Annotated in this window: 15 protein-coding genes; 1 reads left to right on the top strand and 14 read right to left on the bottom strand. The window is 71.8% G+C overall.

Annotated elements, in window-relative coordinates:
• Positions 1 to 18: 18 nt before the first annotated feature.
• Positions 19 to 948, bottom strand: coding sequence for a methionyl-tRNA formyltransferase (fmt, locus tag ACIRF8_RS29830; protein ID WP_404219714.1), 930 nt, complete (start codon positions 946 to 948; stop codon positions 19 to 21).
• 266 nt (positions 949 to 1,214) lie between these two features.
• Here fmt and ACIRF8_RS29825 point away from each other — a divergent pair, with 266 nt between their 5' ends.
• The gene (locus tag ACIRF8_RS29825) at positions 1,215 to 1,757 is read left to right on the top strand and encodes a hypothetical protein (protein WP_404219712.1); all 543 of its coding nucleotides are present in this window, start codon (positions 1,215 to 1,217) and stop codon (positions 1,755 to 1,757) included.
• Positions 1,758 to 1,842: 85 nt separating this feature from the next.
• On the opposite strand, the gene ACIRF8_RS29820 is transcribed toward ACIRF8_RS29825, so the two are convergent.
• The 13 genes from ACIRF8_RS29820 to ACIRF8_RS29760 form a co-directional block, all read right to left on the bottom strand.
• Positions 1,843 to 3,990, bottom strand: a complete 2,148-nt coding sequence (locus ACIRF8_RS29820) for a primosomal protein N' (RefSeq protein ID WP_404219710.1) — start codon at positions 3,988 to 3,990, stop codon at positions 1,843 to 1,845.
• Between the two features lie 104 nt (positions 3,991 to 4,094).
• Positions 4,095 to 5,303 carry a methionine adenosyltransferase gene (gene metK, locus ACIRF8_RS29815; RefSeq protein ID WP_404219708.1) on the bottom strand — a complete coding sequence of 403 codons (1,209 nt, stop codon included), beginning with the start codon at positions 5,301 to 5,303 and terminating at the stop codon, positions 4,095 to 4,097.
• A 211-nt stretch (positions 5,304 to 5,514) separates the two neighbouring features.
• A complete protein-coding gene (gene coaBC, locus ACIRF8_RS29810; RefSeq protein ID WP_404219706.1) occupies positions 5,515 to 6,720 on the bottom strand; it encodes a bifunctional phosphopantothenoylcysteine decarboxylase/phosphopantothenate--cysteine ligase CoaBC in 1,206 nt (401 codons plus the stop codon).
• A gap of 106 nt (positions 6,721 to 6,826) precedes the next feature.
• On the bottom strand, positions 6,827 to 7,099 hold the full coding sequence (rpoZ, locus tag ACIRF8_RS29805; protein WP_005319902.1) for a DNA-directed RNA polymerase subunit omega: 273 nt from the start codon (positions 7,097 to 7,099) through the stop codon (positions 6,827 to 6,829).
• A gap of 50 nt (positions 7,100 to 7,149) precedes the next feature.
• Positions 7,150 to 7,707, bottom strand: a complete 558-nt coding sequence (gene gmk, locus ACIRF8_RS29800; RefSeq protein WP_404219704.1) for a guanylate kinase — start codon at positions 7,705 to 7,707, stop codon at positions 7,150 to 7,152.
• 60 nt (positions 7,708 to 7,767) lie between these two features.
• Positions 7,768 to 8,091 carry an integration host factor gene (locus tag ACIRF8_RS29795; RefSeq protein ID WP_026246651.1) on the bottom strand — a complete coding sequence of 108 codons (324 nt, stop codon included), beginning with the start codon at positions 8,089 to 8,091 and terminating at the stop codon, positions 7,768 to 7,770.
• A 236-nt stretch (positions 8,092 to 8,327) separates the two neighbouring features.
• Positions 8,328 to 9,176 (bottom strand): orotidine-5'-phosphate decarboxylase, encoded by an 849-nt coding sequence (gene pyrF, locus ACIRF8_RS29790; RefSeq protein WP_404219702.1) that lies wholly within the window; start codon positions 9,174 to 9,176, stop codon positions 8,328 to 8,330.
• Entirely contained in the window at positions 9,173 to 10,279 is a 1,107-nt protein-coding gene (locus ACIRF8_RS29785) for a quinone-dependent dihydroorotate dehydrogenase (protein WP_404219869.1), read from the bottom strand. Before ACIRF8_RS29785 ends, pyrF begins: the two co-directional genes overlap by 4 nt.
• 71 nt (positions 10,280 to 10,350) lie before the next feature.
• Positions 10,351 to 13,659 carry a carbamoyl-phosphate synthase large subunit gene (gene carB, locus ACIRF8_RS29780; protein ID WP_404219700.1) on the bottom strand — a complete coding sequence of 1,103 codons (3,309 nt, stop codon included), beginning with the start codon at positions 13,657 to 13,659 and terminating at the stop codon, positions 10,351 to 10,353.
• Positions 13,652 to 14,818, bottom strand: coding sequence for a glutamine-hydrolyzing carbamoyl-phosphate synthase small subunit (gene carA, locus ACIRF8_RS29775; RefSeq protein WP_404219698.1), 1,167 nt, complete (start codon positions 14,816 to 14,818; stop codon positions 13,652 to 13,654). Before carA ends, carB begins: the two co-directional genes overlap by 8 nt.
• Positions 14,815 to 15,387 carry a hypothetical protein gene (locus ACIRF8_RS29770; protein ID WP_404219696.1) on the bottom strand — a complete coding sequence of 191 codons (573 nt, stop codon included), beginning with the start codon at positions 15,385 to 15,387 and terminating at the stop codon, positions 14,815 to 14,817. Before ACIRF8_RS29770 ends, carA begins: the two co-directional genes overlap by 4 nt.
• A complete protein-coding gene (locus ACIRF8_RS29765) occupies positions 15,384 to 16,682 on the bottom strand; it encodes a dihydroorotase (RefSeq protein ID WP_404219694.1) in 1,299 nt (432 codons plus the stop codon). Before ACIRF8_RS29765 ends, ACIRF8_RS29770 begins: the two co-directional genes overlap by 4 nt.
• A complete protein-coding gene (locus tag ACIRF8_RS29760; protein WP_404219692.1) occupies positions 16,679 to 17,662 on the bottom strand; it encodes an aspartate carbamoyltransferase catalytic subunit in 984 nt (327 codons plus the stop codon). The genes ACIRF8_RS29765 and ACIRF8_RS29760 overlap by 4 nt, the downstream gene beginning before the upstream one ends.
• Positions 17,663 to 17,728: the final 66 nt, after the last annotated feature.

Genomic DNA, 17,728 nt, shown 5'->3' with positions numbered 1-17,728 from the left:
CCGGCCGTCCCTCCGGGCTCAGCCCAGTCGCTCGCCCGCCGCGATGCGCACTCCGCGCGCCCAGTCGGCGGCGGCCATCGGCTTCTTGCCCTGGGCCTGCACCCACAGCAGCTCGACGGCGTGCGAGCCCGTACCGACGTGCAGGTGCTTCTTGCCGACGCTCAGCTCGCCCGGCTCCAGGTCCGTGCGATCCGGCGCCGGCACGGCCGTGCGCACCTTCAGGCGTTCGCCGCGGAACTCGGTCCACGCGCCGGGCGCGGGCGTGCAGCCGCGCACCACGCGGTCGACGCGCAGCGCGGGCGCCGCCCAGTCGATCCGAGCGTCCTCGACAGTGATCTTCGGGGCGAGCGAGACCCCGTCGGCGGGCTGCGGCACGGCCTTCAGGGAGCCGTCCTCGATCCCGTCCATCGTCGCGACGAGCAGCCCGGAGCCCGCGAGGGCGAGCCGGGTCAGCAGGTCGCCGCTGGTGTCCGTGGAACGGACCGGCTCGGTGACGGTGCCGTACACGGGCCCGGAGTCGAGGCCCTCCTCGATGAGGAAGGTGGAGGCGCCGGTGATCTCGTCGCCCGCCATCAGCGCGTGTTGCACGGGCGCGGCTCCGCGCCAGGCGGGCAGCAGCGAGAAGTGCAGGTTGACCCAGCCGCGGGCCGGCACGTCGAGGGCGACCCTCGGCAGCAGCGCCCCGTAGGCGACGACCGGGCAGCAGTCCGGGCCGATCTCGCGCAGCCGGGCCAGGAACTCCTCGTCGCGCGGCTTGGCGGGCTTGAGCACCTCGATGCCGGCCTCCGCGGCGCGCTCGGCGACCGGGCTCGCGACGAGGCGCCGGCCACGTCCCGCCGGGGCGTCGGGCCGGGTGACGACCGCGGCGACCTCGTGCCGGTCGGAGGCGATCAGGGCGTCCAGAGCGGGAACGGCGACCTCGGGGGTGCCGGCGAAGACGAGCTTCATCAGGGACTAACGGCCTCTCGGGGCAGGGGCGGGGCAGCGCACCAGTCTAGGCCGGTCCCTGAGCGGCGACACATGGGGCGCACGGCCGAACGCGCGCCCTGCGCATATGCGGATACGCCCGAACAGCGTGACCCCACACCGGATGGCGCGTTGGTCAAGAAAGAGTTGACCAGTCCAGGGGCCGTGATCATTCGATCGTCAACGGACGTTGTCGTTGCTGCGAGCGCGTCCCCTCCCTTTTCATCGCCGGTTCGAGAGGCTCGTACATGGCCGACCACGCAACCCACGACGCCCAGGCACGGGCCAGCCTGCATCTGTTGGTGCGGGACATCGAGCGGGTCCGCCGGCAGGTGGACGCACTGCGCACCCTCACCGCACAGCTCGGCAACGTCTACCGCCCGCGCCGCTCCGGCCCCTCCGCGGGGTTCGTCGTCTACGGGCGCGCGCCCGCCCCGACCGTCCGCCTCGCCCAGGAGCTGCGGGACAGCGTCGAGACCCTGGTGACCGCCGCCGTCGACTTCGACCGTTCGCTGGGTTTCTCGTGGGACGCCGTGGGCTCCGCGCTCGGCGTCACCAAGCAGGCGGTGCACCGCCGCTACGGGGCCCGCAGGGCGGTCACGCAGGCGGCGGCCGACGCGGAGCGCGCCACCGACACCCCCGCGGCGACGCGCCCCGCCCTGCCGCTGGGCGCGGGCCCGCTGCCCTCGGTGCCCGCCGCCCGCGCCATGCCGACCCAGCCGACCGCAGGCAGCCAGGGCCTGCGCGACGAGGCCCGGCCGGGCGCCTTCCCCGGACCGCGCAACGGCTGAACCAAGCCCTCGCCGCCTCCCCGCACCGGGTGCGGGGAGGCGGCGCTGTGTTGACGCCACCGCGTCACCGTGGCCTGACGCCGGGTCAGCCGATGTCGGGCGGATCCACCCGTACGCGCACCGGCTCGACCCCGCCGCGCGCCATCCGAGCCGCCTGCGCCTGCTTCAGGGCGCGCGCCAGTGCGGCACCGCTGCCCGGCGGCACCCGCACCAGGACCCGCTCCCCCTGCTCGCCCGCCGGGGGCGCCCCCGGCCGCCGGGCTCCCCCCGGGCCCGCGTCGGGCAGCGGCACCGGACCCAGCACCTCGGCGTCCGCGGGCAGTTCGACCGCGTCGAGGAAACCGCTGAGCGCGTCGGGGGCCCCGCTCACCGACGCCATCCGGGAGACCGGCGGAAAGCCCAGCTCGGCCCGGTCCGCGAGCTCCCGCACCGCGTGCCCGGCCGGGTCCCAGCGCACCAGCGCCTGCACCGGCCGCAGCGTCGGCTCGGCCATGATGACGACGGTGCCGCCCGCCTCCTGGGGCCTGACCAGCGCGGCGGCGGCGATCCAGCGGCGCAGCGCGTCCTCGCCCGCCCGCAGGTCCGGCCGCCCGAGCATCGCCCACCCGTCGAGCAGCAGCGCGGCGGCGTACCCGCCCTCCGCGACGGGCTCGGCGCCGGGCGTGCTCACCACGAGCGCGGGAGCGGCCGACACCGTGTCGAGGACCTGCTCGCGCCCCGACGTCCGTACCGGCACCGTGGGAAACGCCCGCCCCAACTCCTCGGCGGTGCGCCGCGCCCCGACCACCTGGGCCCGCAACCGGGAGCCCCCGCACTCGGCGCAGTGCCAGTTCGCCTCGGACCGGCCACACCAGCCGCAGGCCAGCACCCCGGTGCTCTCCCGCGCCTCCAGCGGGCCCGCGCAGTGCCGGCAGCGGGCGGGCTCCCGGCACCGCTGGCAGGCGAGCCGCGGCACATATCCGCGCCGCGGCACCTGCACCAGCACCGGCCCCTCGCGCAGGGCGGCCCGCGCCACGTCCCAGGCGACGCTGGGCAGTCGGGCGGCCCGCGCCGCCTCGTCCCGGGCGACATCCAGATCGCCCACGGTGCGCACCAGCGGAGCGACGCGGCGCACCACCTCGCGGGGGGCGGCGACCGGGGCCGCCCAGCCGCTGCGCACCAACTGCGCGGCCTCGACCGTGCAGCTCCAACTCCCCAGCAGAAAGGCGCACTTGTCCCGGGTCGCCCGCAGCTCCAGGACCTCACGCACATGCGGGAAGGGCGCGTGGTCGTCGCTGTGATGCCCGTCCCCGTCGTCCCACACCACGACAAGTCCCAGATCCCGTACGGGGGCGAACATGGCCGCCCGGGTCCCGACCACGGCCCGTACGGCGCCCCGGCGTACGGCGAGCCATTCCTGGTAGCGGCGCTGCTGCCCGGCGTCCGAGGTCAGCACCGCGTGCCGGCCCTCCCCCAGCGCCTCAAGCAGCGCGGCATCGACCCGCGCCGCGAGCCGCACCGTCGGCACGACGACGAGCGCGCCCCGCCCCGAGGCGAGGGTCGCCCGCACGGCCCCGGCGATCTCGTCGGCCCACTGCGGCCCGGGCAGCGCGGTCCACACGGCGCGCGGCGCACCCCCGGCGGCGAGGGAGGCCAGCAGCTCGGCCCCGCGCTCGTAGCGTTCCCAGGAGCCGGGTGCGGGCGCGGCGGGGGCGGGCGGCGGGGGCGGGAACTCACGTGCCTCCGCCTTGGCGTGCCGGGGCGGCACCGCGAGCTGGAGGACGTCCGCGAGGCTCCCCGCGTACCGGTCGGCGACGGCCCGCGTCAGCTCCAGGAGTCCGGCGTCCAGCACGGGTTCGGGCGACACGACCTGGGCCAGGGCGGCCAGCGGGCCCTGGTACTCGGCCTCGGCGACCCGCTCCACCAGGAACCCGTCGATGAGCCCGCCACCCTCGCGCCGGCCGTCCCGCACGTTCCTCGACCCGGCGCCGAAGCGCACCCGCACCCGCACCCCCGGCTGCGCGGCGGCGTCCAGCTCCTTGGGGACCGCGTACTCGAAGTACCGGTCGAGGTGCAGCACCCCCTTGTCGACGAGCACCCGGGCCACCGGCAACTCCTTGGCGAGCGCCGCTCCGCGCCACGTCCGCGGCTTCGCCTTCGGCGCCTTCGACCTGCGCACGCTCTCCCGAATGAGCGCAAGCTGCTCCGGCTCGCCGTCGGCGGGCTGCACGGGGGTGTCGTTCTCGCTGCTCACAGCAGCATTCCTACCAGAGGGCACCGACAGCGCAGGGACCGGGAAAGCACCGGGGCCCGACCCTCCCGAAGGAGAGCCGGGCCCCGCGCGCGGAACGTAAAGACCTACAGACCCGCCGCCTTGCGCAGCGCGTCCACCCGGTCCGTCTTCTCCCACGTGAAGTCGGGCAGCGGGCGCCCGAAGTGGCCGTAGGCAGCCGTCTGGGAGTAGATCGGGCGGAGCAGGTCGAGGTCGCGGATGATCGCGGCCGGGCGGAGGTCGAAGACCTCGCTGATCGCGGCCTCGATGGTGTCCGTGTCGACGGTGTTCGTGCCGAACGTCTCCACGAAGAGACCGACGGGCTCCGCCTTGCCGATGGCGTACGCGACCTGGACCTCGCAGCGCGAGGCGAGACCGGCGGCCACCACGTTCTTCGCGACCCAGCGCATCGCGTAGGCGGCGGAGCGGTCGACCTTGGACGGGTCCTTGCCGGAGAAGGCGCCGCCGCCGTGTCGGGCGTAGCCACCGTAGGTGTCGATGATGATTTTGCGGCCGGTGAGGCCGGCGTCGCCCATCGGGCCGCCGATCTCGAAGCGGCCGGTCGGGTTGACCAGGAGGCGGTAGCCCTCGGTCTCCAGCTTGATGCCGTCGTCCAGGAGCGCCTTCAGCTCGGGCTCGACGACGAACTCACGGATGTCGGGGGCGAGCAGCGAGTCGAGGTCGATGTCCGAGGCGTGCTGGGACGAGACCACGACCGTGTCCAGGCGGACCGCCTTGTCACCGTCGTACTCGATGGTGACCTGGGTCTTTCCGTCGGGGCGCAGGTACGGGATGGTGCCGTTCTTGCGGACCTCGGAGAGGCGGCGCGAGAGGCGGTGCGCGAGGTGGATCGGGAGCGGCATCAGCTCGGGCGTCTCGTCGCACGCGTAGCCGAACATCAGGCCCTGGTCGCCGGCGCCCTGCTTGTCCAGCTCGTCGTCGTCGCCCTCCACCCGGTTCTCGTACGCCGTGTCGACGCCCTGCGCGATGTCCGGGGACTGCGATCCGATGGAGACCGAGACACCGCACGAAGCGCCGTCGAAGCCCTTCTTCGAGGAGTCGTAGCCGATCTCGAGGATCTTGTCGCGCACGAGCTGCGCGATCGGCGCGTACGCCTTGGTCGTGACCTCGCCGGCCACGTGGACCAGGCCGGTGGTGATCAGCGTCTCGACGGCGACGCGGGACGTGGGGTCCTCGCGGAGCAGCGCGTCGAGGATGGTGTCGCTGATCTGGTCAGCGATCTTGTCGGGGTGACCCTCGGTCACGGACTCCGAGGTGAACAGGCGACGGGACACAACGCTCCCTGTGGTTGCAGCGGCTGCTGGCTGATCATTGATGGACTGCCGGGAGCTGCGCCCGGCGGCGTCCGAGACCAGTTTATCGGTCACGCTCGGCCGCCGGACCACGCGTCTCGCCACTTGGGAGCGCTGTGACCTGCGACACCGCATTCTGCGACACGACGAACGGTCTCCGGAAGACTACTGGGCGCCCCGAATTAACGGGTTTTCAGACACGCCGGACGACTTCGTCCCAGATCCGGTCCGCGAGCGCTTCCTTCGGGCCGTACGGAATCGGCGTCTCACTGCCGTCGGCGCCCAGGATCACGGCCTCGTTCTCCTCGGAGCCGAACGTCTTGCGCTCCCCCACCTCGTTGACGACGAGCAGGTCACAGCCCTTGCGGGCGAGTTTGGCGCGGCCGTTGGCGAGCACGTCGTCGGTCTCGGCGGCGAACCCGACGATCACCTGGCCCGGGCGCGGGCGGTCGGCGGACAGCTCGGCGAGGATGTCCGGGTTGCGGACGAGCGCGATCGGCGCGGGTTCCTCACCGTCCTTCTTCTTGATCTTGCCCGTGGCGTAGGTGCCGGGCCGGAAGTCGGCCACGGCCGCCGCCATCACGACCGCGTCGGCGTCGTCCGCCGCCTTGAGCACCGCCTCGCGCAGTTGCACGGCCGTGCCCACGTGGACGACGTCGACCCCGGCCGGGTCGGGCAGCGTCGCGTTCGCGGAGAGCAACGTGACGCGGGCGCCGCGGGCGGCTGCCGTACGGGCCAGCGCGTAGCCCTGCTTCCCGGAGGAGCGGTTGCCGAGGAAGCGGACCGGGTCGAGGGGTTCGCGGGTGCCGCCCGCGCTGACGAGGACGTGCTTGCCGGCGAGGTCGGCCGTGGCGGCGTCGGCGCCCCTGGCCAGCACGCGGCGTACGTACTCGAAGATCTCGACGGGGTCGGGGAAGCGGCCCTTGCCGGTGTCGACGCCGGTCAGGCGCCCGACCGCGGGCTCGATGACGAGGGCGCCGCGACGGCGCAGCGTGGCGACGTTCTCCTGGGTCGCCGGGTGCTCCCACATCTCCGTGTGCATGGCGGGCGCGAAGACGACCGGGCAGCGCGCGGTGAGGAGGGTGTTGGTGAGGAGGTCGTCGGCGAGGCCGTGGGCCGCCTTGGCGAGCATGTCGGCGGTGGCCGGGGCGACGACGACGAGGTCGGCGTGCTGGCCGATCCGCACGTGCGGCACCTCGTGGACGGAGTCCCACACCTCGGTGGAGACCGGGTTGCTGGAGAGAGCCGACCAGGTCGCGGCGCCGACGAAGTGCAGCGCCGAGGCCGTGGGCACGACGCGTACGTCGTGGCCCGACTCGGTCAGCCGCCGCAGCAGCTCGCACGCCTTGTAGGCGGCGATACCGCCGCTGACCCCCAGTACGACGCTTGGCCTGTCCACCGTCTCCACCGTTCGTGCCTCCCCGCGCTTGGCTGTGTGTACGACTCCATGACACACCACAGGCCCGACAGCCGGGCTGTCGGGCCTGTGGTGAAAGCGGTGGGCGTTACTGCGCGGGGCCCTCGATGGCCTCGGACGTCAGCAGGCCCGCGTTGATCTCACGCAGGGCGATCGAGAGCGGCTTCTCGTGGACGTGCGTGTCCACCAGCGGGCCGACGTACTCGAGGAGGCCCTCGCCGAGCTGCGAGTAGTACGCGTTGATCTGGCGCGCGCGCTTGGCGGCGTAGATGACCAGGCTGTACTTCGAGTCGGTTGCCTCGAGGAGCTCATCAATCGGCGGGTTGATGATGCCCTCGGGCGCGGTGATGGAAGAGGACACGCTCTGCCTTCCGATGGGGGCCGGGACCGTTGTCCCGACTGGGGTAAAGATCAAAGAACTTTCATCAAGGCTAGCAGCTCACGCGCCACGTCCTCGACGGAGGTGTTGACAAGGGTCGTGTCGAACTCCGCCTCGGCGGCCAGCTCCACCTTCGCGGCCTCGAGCCGGCGCTCGATGACCTCAGGCGCCTCGGTGCCGCGCCCGGTGAGCCGGCGGACCAGCTCCTCCCAGCTCGGCGGGGCCAGGAAGACGAGCTGCGCCTCGGCCATCGACTCCCTGACCAGGCGCGCGCCCTGGAGGTCGATCTCCAGGAGGACGGGCTCGCCCGCCTCCAGGCGGTCGAGGACGGCACGGCGCGGAGTGCCGTAACGGTTCCCCGCGAACTCGGCCCACTCGAGGAGCTCGCCGTTGGCGATCAGCTTGTCCATCTCCTCGTCGGTGACGAAGAAATACTGGACCCCGTGCTTCTCGCCGGGGCGCGGCTTGCGGGTCGTCGCCGACACCGAGAGCCAGACCTCGGGGTGTTCCTTGCGCATATGGGCGACGACCGTGCTCTTGCCGACCCCGGAGGGGCCGGAGAGCACGGTCAGCCGCGGACGTTCACTCATGCAGCGATTATTCCAGTTGTTCCGGACTGCCCGGACCAGCCCGGGGGCCGGCCTGGGCACTCAGGCTCCGGTGCTGCCGAACTCGCGCTCCAGGGAGGCGATCTGGTTGGAACCGAGACCGCGCACCCGGCGGGATTCGGAGATCCCGAGCCGCTCCATGATCTGCTTGGCGCGGACCTTGCCCACGCCCGGCAGGGACTCCAGGAGGGCGGAGACCTTCATCTTGCCGATGACGTCGTTCTCCTGGCCCTGCTTGATGACCTCGTGGAGGGAGGCGCCGGAGTGCTTGAGTCGATTCTTGACCTCGGCCCGCTCCCGGCGAGCCGCGGCGGCCTTTTCGAGCGCGGCTGCGCGCTGTTCAGGGGTAAGGGGCGGAAGAGCCACGCCTACGTCACCTCGGATGTCGAAACTGTCGGATACGGACCGGTGAGGAACCTAGTCGCCCCACACCTCTCGACGGAGACTAGCGGCCACGGCCGTCTGAGTCAGCGAGAACGAACGAAAAGTCCTGGTCAGCCTCTGTCGAGCCGCGCATTTCCGACATAACGACCCGTAAATCGGTCAGGAATCGGACGCGGGCCCCAAGGTCGGCACGCAGTGCCACCCCAGAGGGTCTCTCCTCAGGCGCCGTCGACCGCCTCACGCACCTCGTCCGCGAACCGTACGGCCGCCTCCCGCAGGGCTCCCACGGAGGGCCCAGCCTTGAGGACGCCACGGCTCACGTTCGGTACGACGTTGCGCACGGCCGCGCCGAACACCGTCGGGAGATCGGCCGGCGTGGCCCCCTGGGCGCCGATGCCGGGCGCGAGGAGCGGACCGTTGATGCCGAGGTCGTAGGTCGCCGCCAGATCGCCGAGGGTCGCCCCGACGACGGCGCCGAACGAGCCCAGGGGCTCCTCCCCCGCGTTCTCCCCGGCGAGGTGCCCGAGCATCGTCGCGCCCACGGTGCGGCCGTCGGCGCGCACGGCGTGCTGGACCTCGCCGCCCTCGGGGTTGGAGGTGAGCGCGAGGACGAAGAGGCCCGCGCCGGACGCGCGCGCGAGGTCGACCGCGGGCTTCAGCGAGCCGTAGCCGAGGTAGGGCGAGACGGTCAGCGCGTCCGAGAACAGGGGCGAGTCCCGGTGCAGGAAGGTCTCCGCGTACGCGGCCATGGTGGAGCCGATGTCGCCGCGCTTGGCGTCCATGACGACGAGGGTGCCCGCGGCGCGCAGCTCGGCGACGGCGCGCTCCAGGACGGCGATGCCGCGCGAGCCGAACCGCTCGAAGAACGCCGACTGCGGCTTGACGACGGCGACGGTGCCGGCCAGCGCCTCGACCGACGTACGGGTGAAGGACTCCAGTCCGGCGATGTCGTCGCCCAGGCCCCAGGAGGACAGCAGGGCGGCGTGCGGATCGATGCCGACGCACAGGGGGCCGCGCTCGTCCATGACCCGGCGCAGGCGGGCGCCGAAGGGCTCGTACACACTCATGCGGATTCCGCCTTCTTCACGTCGGCGCCCACCGCTTCGGCGAGCGTGGCGTACGGGGAGTTGTTCAGGCGCGCGGCAAGTCCCTTGTGGATCGCTCGGGCGTAGAACGGGCCCTCGTAGATGAAGGCGCTGTAGCCCTGGACGAGGGTGGCGCCCGCGAGGATGCGCTGCCAGGCGTCCTCCGCGTTCTCGATGCCGCCGACGCCCACGAGGGTCACCCGGTCCCCCACGCGCGCGTAGAGGCGCCTCAGGACCTCGAGGGAGCGCTTCTTGAGGGGAGCCCCGGACAGGCCGCCGGTCTCGTCCACGATCGCGCCCCTGGTGGCGAGGCCGTCGCGGGAGATCGTGGTGTTGGTGGCGATGATGCCGTCCAGGCCGAGTTCGACGGCGAGGTCGGCGACCGCGTCGATGTCCTCGTCGGCGAGATCGGGCGCGATCTTCACCAGGAGCGGGACGCGGCGCGCGCGCACGGTGCGGTCGGCGGCGTCGCGCACGGCGATGAGCAGCGGGCGCAGCGCCTCGGTGGCCTGGAGGTTGCGCAGACCCGGGGTGTTGGGCGAGGAGACGTTGACGACGAGGTAGTCGGCGAAGGCGGCGAGACGCTCGGTCGACTTCACGTAGTCGGCGGCGGCGTCGGCCTCCGCCACGACCTTGGTCTTGCCGATGTTCACGCCGACGGTGGCCTTGAAGACCGGGGTGCGGGAGGCAAGGCGGGCGGCGACGGCCAGCGAGCCCTCGTTGTTGAAGCCCATGCGGTTGATGAGCGCCCGGTCCTGGACGAGGCGGAAGAGGCGCTTCTTGGGGTTGCCGGGCTGCGGCTCGCCCGTGACGGTGCCGATCTCGATGTGGTCGAAGCCGAGCATCGCCATGCCGTCGATCGCGACGGCGTTCTTGTCGAAGCCCGCGGCGAGCCCGAAGGGGCCGTGCATGCGCAGGCCGAGCGCCTCGGTACGCAGTTCCCTGTACCGCGGCGCGAGGGCGGCGGCCACGAAGGTGCGCAGGACGGGGACGCGGGCCACGCCCCGGATCCAGCGGAAGGCCAGGTGGTGGGCCTTCTCCGGGTCCATGCGCTTGAAGACGAGGTGGAAGAAGAGCTTGTACATGTCGGGGTCCCCAGGAAGCCTCATGAAGAGGGGGACACCGCCATGGTGTCCCCCTCGTTCTGTTCGGGTTGCTAGTCGCGGGCCGCGGTGAGGTGTTCCGCGTGTTCCTGAAGGGAACGGACGCCCACGCCGCCGTGGTTGAGGGCGTCGATGCCCTGGACGGCCGCGGCGAGCGCCTGGACCGTCGTCAGGCAGGGCACCGAGCGGGCCACGGCCGCGGTGCGGATCTCGTAGCCGTCGAGCCGGCCGCCGGTGCCGTACGGGGTGTTGACGATGAGGTCGACGTCGCCCGAGTGGATGAGCTGGACGATCGTCTTCTCGCCGTTCGGGCCCTCGCCCTCGGACTGCTTGCGCACGACGGTGGCGTTGAGGCCGTTGCGCTTGAGGACCTCGGCGGTGCCGGAGGTGGCGAGCAGCTCGAAGCCGTGGGCGACCAGCTCGCGCGCCGGGAAGATCATCGAGCGCTTGTCGCGGTTGGCGACGGAGATGAACGCGCGGCCCTTGGTCGGCAGCGGTCCGTAGGCGCCCGCCTGCGACTTGGCGTACGCCGTGCCGAAGACGCTGTCGATGCCCATGACCTCGCCGGTGGAGCGCATCTCCGGGCCGAGGACCGTGTCGACGCCGCGGCCGTGGATGTCGCGGAAGCGCGACCACGGCATGACGGCCTCCTTGACGGAGATCGGCGCGTCGAGCGGGAGCGTGCCTCCGTCGCCGTTCCTCGGCAGCAGGCCCTCGGCGCGCAGCTCGGCGACGGTGGCGCCGAGCGAGATGCGGGCGGCGGCCTTGGCGAGCGGCACCGCGGTCGCCTTCGAGGTGAAGGGGACGGTGCGCGAGGCGCGCGGGTTGGCCTCCAGGACGTAGAGGATGTCCCCGGCCAGGGCGAACTGGATGTTGATGAGGCCGCGGACGCCGACGCCCTTGGCGATGGCCTCGGTGGAGGCGCGCAGGCGCTTGATGTCGAAGCCGCCGAGGGTGATCGGGGGCAGGGCGCACGCCGAGTCGCCGGAGTGGATGCCGGCTTCCTCGATGTGCTCCATGACGCCGCCGAGGTACAGCTCCTCGCCGTCGTACAGGGCGTCCACGTCGATCTCGATGGCGTCGTCGAGGAAGCGGTCCACGAGGACGGGGCGGCTGGGGCTGATCTCCGTCGACTCCTCGATGTACGAGGACAGCCGGGTCTCGTCGTAGACGATCTCCATGCCGCGCCCGCCGAGGACGTAGGACGGGCGCACGAGGACCGGGTAGCCGATCTCATCGGCGATGGCCTTCGCTTCCGCGAACGTGGTGGCGGTGCCGTGCTTCGGGGCGGGGAGGCCGGCCTCGGCGAGGACCCGCCCGAAGGCGCCACGGTCCTCGGCGGCGTGGATCGCCTCGGGGGAGGTGCCGACGACGGGGACGCCGTTGTCCTTGAGGGCCTGGGCGAGGCCCAGCGGGGTCTGGCCGCCGAGCTGGACGACGACGCCCGCGATCGGTCCGGCGAGGGACTCCGCGTGCACGATCTCCAGCACGTCTTCCAGCGTCAGCGGCTCGAAGTACAGGCGGTCGGAGGTGTCGTAGTCGGTGGAGACGGTCTCCGGGTTGCAGTTGACCATGACGGTCTCGTAGCCCGCGTCGCTGAGCGCGAAGGAGGCGTGGACGCAGGAGTAGTCGAACTCGATGCCCTGGCCGATGCGGTTCGGGCCCGAGCCCAGGATGATCACCGCGGGCTTCTCGCGCGGCGCGACCTCGGACTCCTCGTCGTAGGAGGAGTAGAAGTACGGCGTCTTCGCGGCGAACTCGGCGGCGCAGGTGTCGACCGTCTTGTAGACCGGGCGGACCCCGAGCGCGTGCCGGACCTCGCGGACGACGTCCTCGCGCAGGCCGCGCAGCTCGGCGATCTGCTGGTCGGAGAAGCCGTGCCGCTTGGCCTCGGCGAGCAGGCCCGCGTCGAGCCGCTCGGCGGCGGCCAGCTCGTCCGCGATCTCCTTGATCAGGAAGAGCTGGTCCACGAACCACGGGTCGATCTTCGTGTACTCGAAGACCTCCTCGGGCGTGGCGCCGGCCCGGATCGCCTCCATGACCGTGTTGATCCGGCCGTCGGTCGGGCGGACGGAGGCTTCGAGCAGTTCCTTCTTGTCGCCGACCTCGCCGACGAACGTGAACTGGCTGCCCTTCTTCTCCAGGGAGCGCAGCGCCTTCTGGAACGCCTCGGTGAAGTTGCGGCCGATCGCCATGGCCTCGCCGACCGACTTCATGGTCGTGGTGAGGGTGGAGTCGGCGCTCGGGAACTTCTCGAAGGCGAAACGCGGGGCCTTCACGACGACGTAGTCGAGCGTCGGCTCGAAGGAGGCCGGGGTCTTCTCGGTGATGTCGTTCGGGATCTCGTCGAGCGTGTAGCCGACGGCCAGCTTCGCGGCGATCTTCGCGATCGGGAAGCCGGTGGCCTTGGAGGCGAGCGCGGACGAGCGCGACACGCGCGGGTTCATCTCGATGACGATGACACGGCCGTCGGCGGGGTTGATCGCGAACTGGATGTTGCAGCCGCCGGTGTCGACGCCGACCTCGCGGATGATCGCGATACCGATGTCGCGAAGGCGCTGGTACTCGCGGTCGGTCAGCGTCATCGCGGGCGCGACGGTGATCGAGTCGCCGGTGTGCACGCCCATCGGGTCGAAGTTCTCGATGGAGCAGACGACCACGACGTTGTCGTTCTTGTCGCGCATCAGCTCCAGCTCGTACTCCTTCCAGCCGAGGATGGACTCCTCCAGGAGCACCTCGGTGGTGGGAGAGAGGGTCAGGCCCTGGCCGGCGATGCGGCGCAGCTCCTCCTCGTCGTGGGCGAAGCCGGAACCGGCGCCGCCCATGGTGAAGGAGGGGCGGACGACGACGGGGTAGCCGCCGAGGGTGTCGACGCCCTTGAGGACATCGTCCATGGAGTGGCAGATCACGGAGCGGGCGGACTCGCCGTGCCCGATCTTCTTGCGGACCTCCTCGACGACGCCCTTGAAGAGGTCGCGGTCCTCGCCCTTGTTGATCGCCTCGACGTTGGCGCCGATCAGCTCGACGCCGTACTTCTCGAGGACGCCCTGCTCGTGCATGGAGATCGCGGTGTTGAGCGCGGTCTGGCCGCCCAGGGTGGGCAGCAGCGCGTCGGGGCGCTCCTTGGCGATGATCTTCTCGACGAACTCGGGGGTGATCGGCTCGACGTACGTGGCGTCGGCGATCTCCGGGTCGGTCATGATCGTCGCGGGGTTGGAGTTCACGAGGATGACCCGCAGGCCCTCGGCCCGCAGGACGCGGCACGCCTGGGTGCCGGAGTAGTCGAACTCGGCGGCCTGGCCGATGACGATCGGGCCGGAGCCGATGACCAGGACGGACTGGATGTCGGAGCGCTTAGGCACGCTGGGCTCCTTCTGCTGCCATGAGAGAGACGAAGCGGTCGAAGAGGTACGCGGCGTCGTGCGGACCCGCGGCCGCTTCGGGGTGGTACTGGACGGAGAAGGCCGGCTGGTCGAGCAGTCGGAGACCTTCGACGACCTGGTCGTTCAGGCAGACGTGGGAGACCTCGGCGCGGCCGAAGGGCGTCTCGCTGACCTTGTCGAGCGGGGCGTCCACGGCGAAGCCGTGGTTGTGCGCGGTGACCTCGACCTTGCCGGTGGTGCGGTCCTGCACCGGCTGGTTGATGCCGCGGTGGCCGTACTTCAGCTTGTAGGTGCCGAAGCCGAGGGCGCGGCCGAGGATCTGGTTGCCGAAGCAGATGCCGAACAGGGGCGTCTTGCGCGCGAGGACGGCGCTCATCAGCGCGACGGGACCCTCGGCGGTGGCCGGGTCGCCCGGGCCGTTGGAGAAGAAGACGCCGTCGGGGTGCACGGCGTAGACGTCCTCTTCGGTCGCCGTCGCCGGGAGCACGTGCACCTCGATGCCGCGCTCGGCCATGCGGTGCGGGGTCATGCCCTTGATGCCGAGGTCGACGGCGGCGACGGTGAACCTCTTCTCGCCGACCGCCGGGACGACGTAGGCCTCCTTGGTGGCGACCTCCTCGTACAGGCTCGCGCCCTTCATCTGCGGCTGCGCCTGGACCTTCGCGACCAGCTCCGCGTCGGCGGGGAGCGTCTCGCCGGAGAAGATGCCGGAGCGCATGGAGCCGCGCTCGCGCAGATGGCGGGTGAGGGCGCGGGTGTCGATGCCGCTGATGCCGACGACGCCCTGGGCGCTCAGCTCGTCGTCCAGGCTGCGCTTGGAGCGCCAGTTGGACGGCACGCGCGCGGGGTCGCGGACCACGTAGCCGGAGACCCAGATGCGGGCCGACTCGTCGTCCTCGTCGTTCCAGCCGGTGTTGCCGATCTGCGGGGCGGTGGCGACCACGATCTGGTGGGCGTACGACGGGTCGGTGAGGGTCTCCTGGTAGCCGGTCATGCCGGTGGAGAAGACGGCCTCGCCGAAGGTCTCCCCCACGGCCCCGTAGGCGCGGCCGCGGAACACCCGGCCGTCCTCCAGGACGAGAACGGCGGGAAGCACCTTTTTCCTCGTGGAGGGGCTCCCCTGCTTGGAGGTGGTCATCGTGCGGTGCCTTCCGTCGTGATGTGCGTGGTGATCATGTCGTTGATGGCGGTGACCCATGCGGCCTGCTCGGCGGCGTGGTCCGAGCGGAACCCGGAGTCGATCAGCTTGTCGCCGAGCGCCCAGGTGACGATCAGCAGACCGCCCTCGGTCAGGACCTTGCCGGCGATGCCCTTGTCGAGCCGGGCCTCGCGCAGCGCGTCCGCCGGGACGAAGAAGTCGCTCGCTCCGGGGCGTACGACGTCCAGTCCGGCGTCCGTCAGGGTCAGCTCGACGCGGCTGCGGGTGCCGAGGCCGTGCGCGACGATGCGATCGAGCCACTGCCCGGCGGTGGTGGAGCCGTGGTAGCGGCCGCTCAGTGCAAGTCTGACGGGGCCGCGCTCGCTCGGCGCGTCGGGCAGCGGCGGTACGTCGCCCTGGAGGGTGCCGCGCCACTTCCAGCCCTGGCGCATCAGCCAGTAGACGAGTGCGATGAAGAGCAGCAGTCCGACGATCCAGCCGACCCGGTCGGGCCAGTCGGTCACGTCCGCCGACTTCTGTTCGGCGGCCAGGTACAGCAGAGGTGTCACGCGAGCTTCCCGTCGGCGAGGGTGGCCTTGCCCCGCAGCCAGGTGTGGGTGACGCGCCCCGGCAGCTCACGGCCCTCGTAGGGGGTGTTGCGGCTGCGGGAGGCGAAGCCCGCGGGGTCAACGCTTCCACGGTAGTCGGCGTCGACCAGGACGAGGTTGGCGGGCTCACCTGCCGAGACGGGCCGTCCGTGGCCCGTGGCCCGGCCGATCTCGGCGGGCTTGACGGACATCCGCTCGGCGACGCCGGCCCAGTCGAGCAGCCCGGTCTCGACCATGGTGTGCTGGACGACGGAGAGCGCGGTCTCCAGGCCGACCATGCCCATGGCGGCGGCGGCCCACTCGCAGTCCTTGTCCTCGTGCGGGTGCGGGGCGTGGTCGGTGGCGACGATGTCGATCGTGCCGTCGGCGAGCGCCTCGCGCAGCGCCATGACGTCCTTCTCGGTGCGCAGCGGCGGGTTGACCTTGTAGACCGGGTTGTAGGAGCGCACGAGCTCGTCGGTGAGCAGCAGGTGGTGGGGGGTGACCTCGGCGGTCACGTCGATGCCGCGGGACTTGGCCCAGCGCACGATCTCCACGGAACCGGCGGTCGACAGGTGGCAGATGTGCACCCGGGAGCCGACGTGCTCGGCGAGCAGCACGTCGCGGGCGATGATCGACTCCTCGGCGACGGCCGGCCAGCCGCCGAGGCCCAGCTCGGCGGAGACGGTGCCCTCGTTCATCTGGGCGCCCTCGGTGAGTCGGGGCTCCTGGGCGTGCTGGGCGACGACGCCGCCGAAGGCCTTCACGTACTCCAGGGCGCGGCGCATGATCACGGCGTCGTGGACGCACTTGCCGTCGTCGGAGAAGACGGTGACGCCGGCGGTGGAGTCGTGCATGGCGCCCAGCTCGGCGAGCTTCTGGCCCTCCAGGCCGACGGTGACGGCGCCGATGGGCTGCACGTCGCAGTAGCCGTGCTGCTGACCGAGCCGGTACACCTGCTCGACGACGCCCGCGGTGTCGGCGACCGGGAAGGTGTTGGCCATGGCGAAGACGGCGGTGTAGCCACCGGAGGCGGCGGCCCGGGTACCGGTGAGGACGGTCTCGGAGTCCTCGCGGCCCGGCTCGCGCAGGTGGGTGTGCAGGTCGACGAGGCCCGGCAGGAGCACCTTGCCCGCGGCCTCGACGATCTCGTCGACGCCGTCGGTGCTCAGTCCGCTGCCGATCTCGGCGATGACGGTGCCGTCGATCAGGACGTCCCGCGGCTCACCGCCGAGCACCTTCGCACCACGGAGCAGTGTCTTGTGCGTCTCGCTCATGCTTGCTTCTCCTCGGTACGAGAGTGGGTGACGGCGGGCTCGTTGCCGCCGAGCAGCAGGTAAAGGACGGCCATGCGGGTGTGCACGCCGTTGGCGACCTGTTCGATGGCCGTGCAGCGCTCGGAGTCGGCGACCTCCGCGGTGATCTCCATGCCGCGCACCATCGGCCCCGGGTGCATCACGATGGCGTGCTCGGGCATCTTCGCCATGCGGTCGCCGTCGAGGCCGTAGCGGCGCGAGTACTCGCGTTCGGTCGGGAAGAACGCGGCGTTCATCCGCTCCCTCTGGACCCGGAGCATCATCACCGCGTCGGACTCGGGGAGCGTGGAGTCGAGGTCGTAGGAGACCTCGCACGGCCAGGTCTCGACGCCGACGGGCAGCAGGGTGGGCGGCGCGACGAGGGTGACGTGGGCGCCGAGGGTGTGCAGCAGGTCGACGTTGGAGCGGGCGACGCGGCTGTGCAGGACGTCACCGACGAGCGTGACGCGCTTGCCGTCGAGGCCCTGGCCGATCCCGGCGTCCGCGCCGACCAGGCGGCGGCGCATGGTGAAGGCGTCGAGCAGTGCCTGGGTGGGGTGCTGGTGGGTGCCGTCGCCCGCGTTGATCACCGGGGCGTCGATCCAGCCGGAGGTCGCGAGCCGGTAGGGGGCGCCGGACGCGCCGTGCCGGATGACGACGGCGTCGACGCCCATCGCCTCCAGGGTCTGCGCGGTGTCCTTCAGGGACTCGCCCTTGGAGACGCTGGAGCCCTTGGCGGCGAAGTTGATGACGTCGGCGGACAGGCGCTTCTCGGCGGCCTCGAAGGAGATCCGGGTGCGGGTCGAGTCCTCGAAGAAGAGGTTGCAGACGGTGCGCCCGCGCAGCGCGGGCAGTTTCTTGATGGGCCGGTCGGCGACGCGGACCATCTCCTCGGTGGTGTCGAGGATGAGGACGGCGTCGTCGCGGGTGAGGTCGGCGGCCGAGATGAGGTGTCGCATCATCGGGGGTGCTCCGTAGGGAGGTTCAGAAGATGTGGGGCGTGCGGGCGCGCGAGGGCACACCTGTGG

The organism is Streptomyces sp. NPDC102406 (assembly GCF_044765725.1).
Taxonomy (GTDB): Bacteria; Actinomycetota; Actinomycetes; order Streptomycetales; family Streptomycetaceae; genus Streptomyces.
The sequence above is the reverse complement of the archived record's forward strand: the minus strand, read 5'-3'. Positions and strand labels throughout refer to the sequence as shown.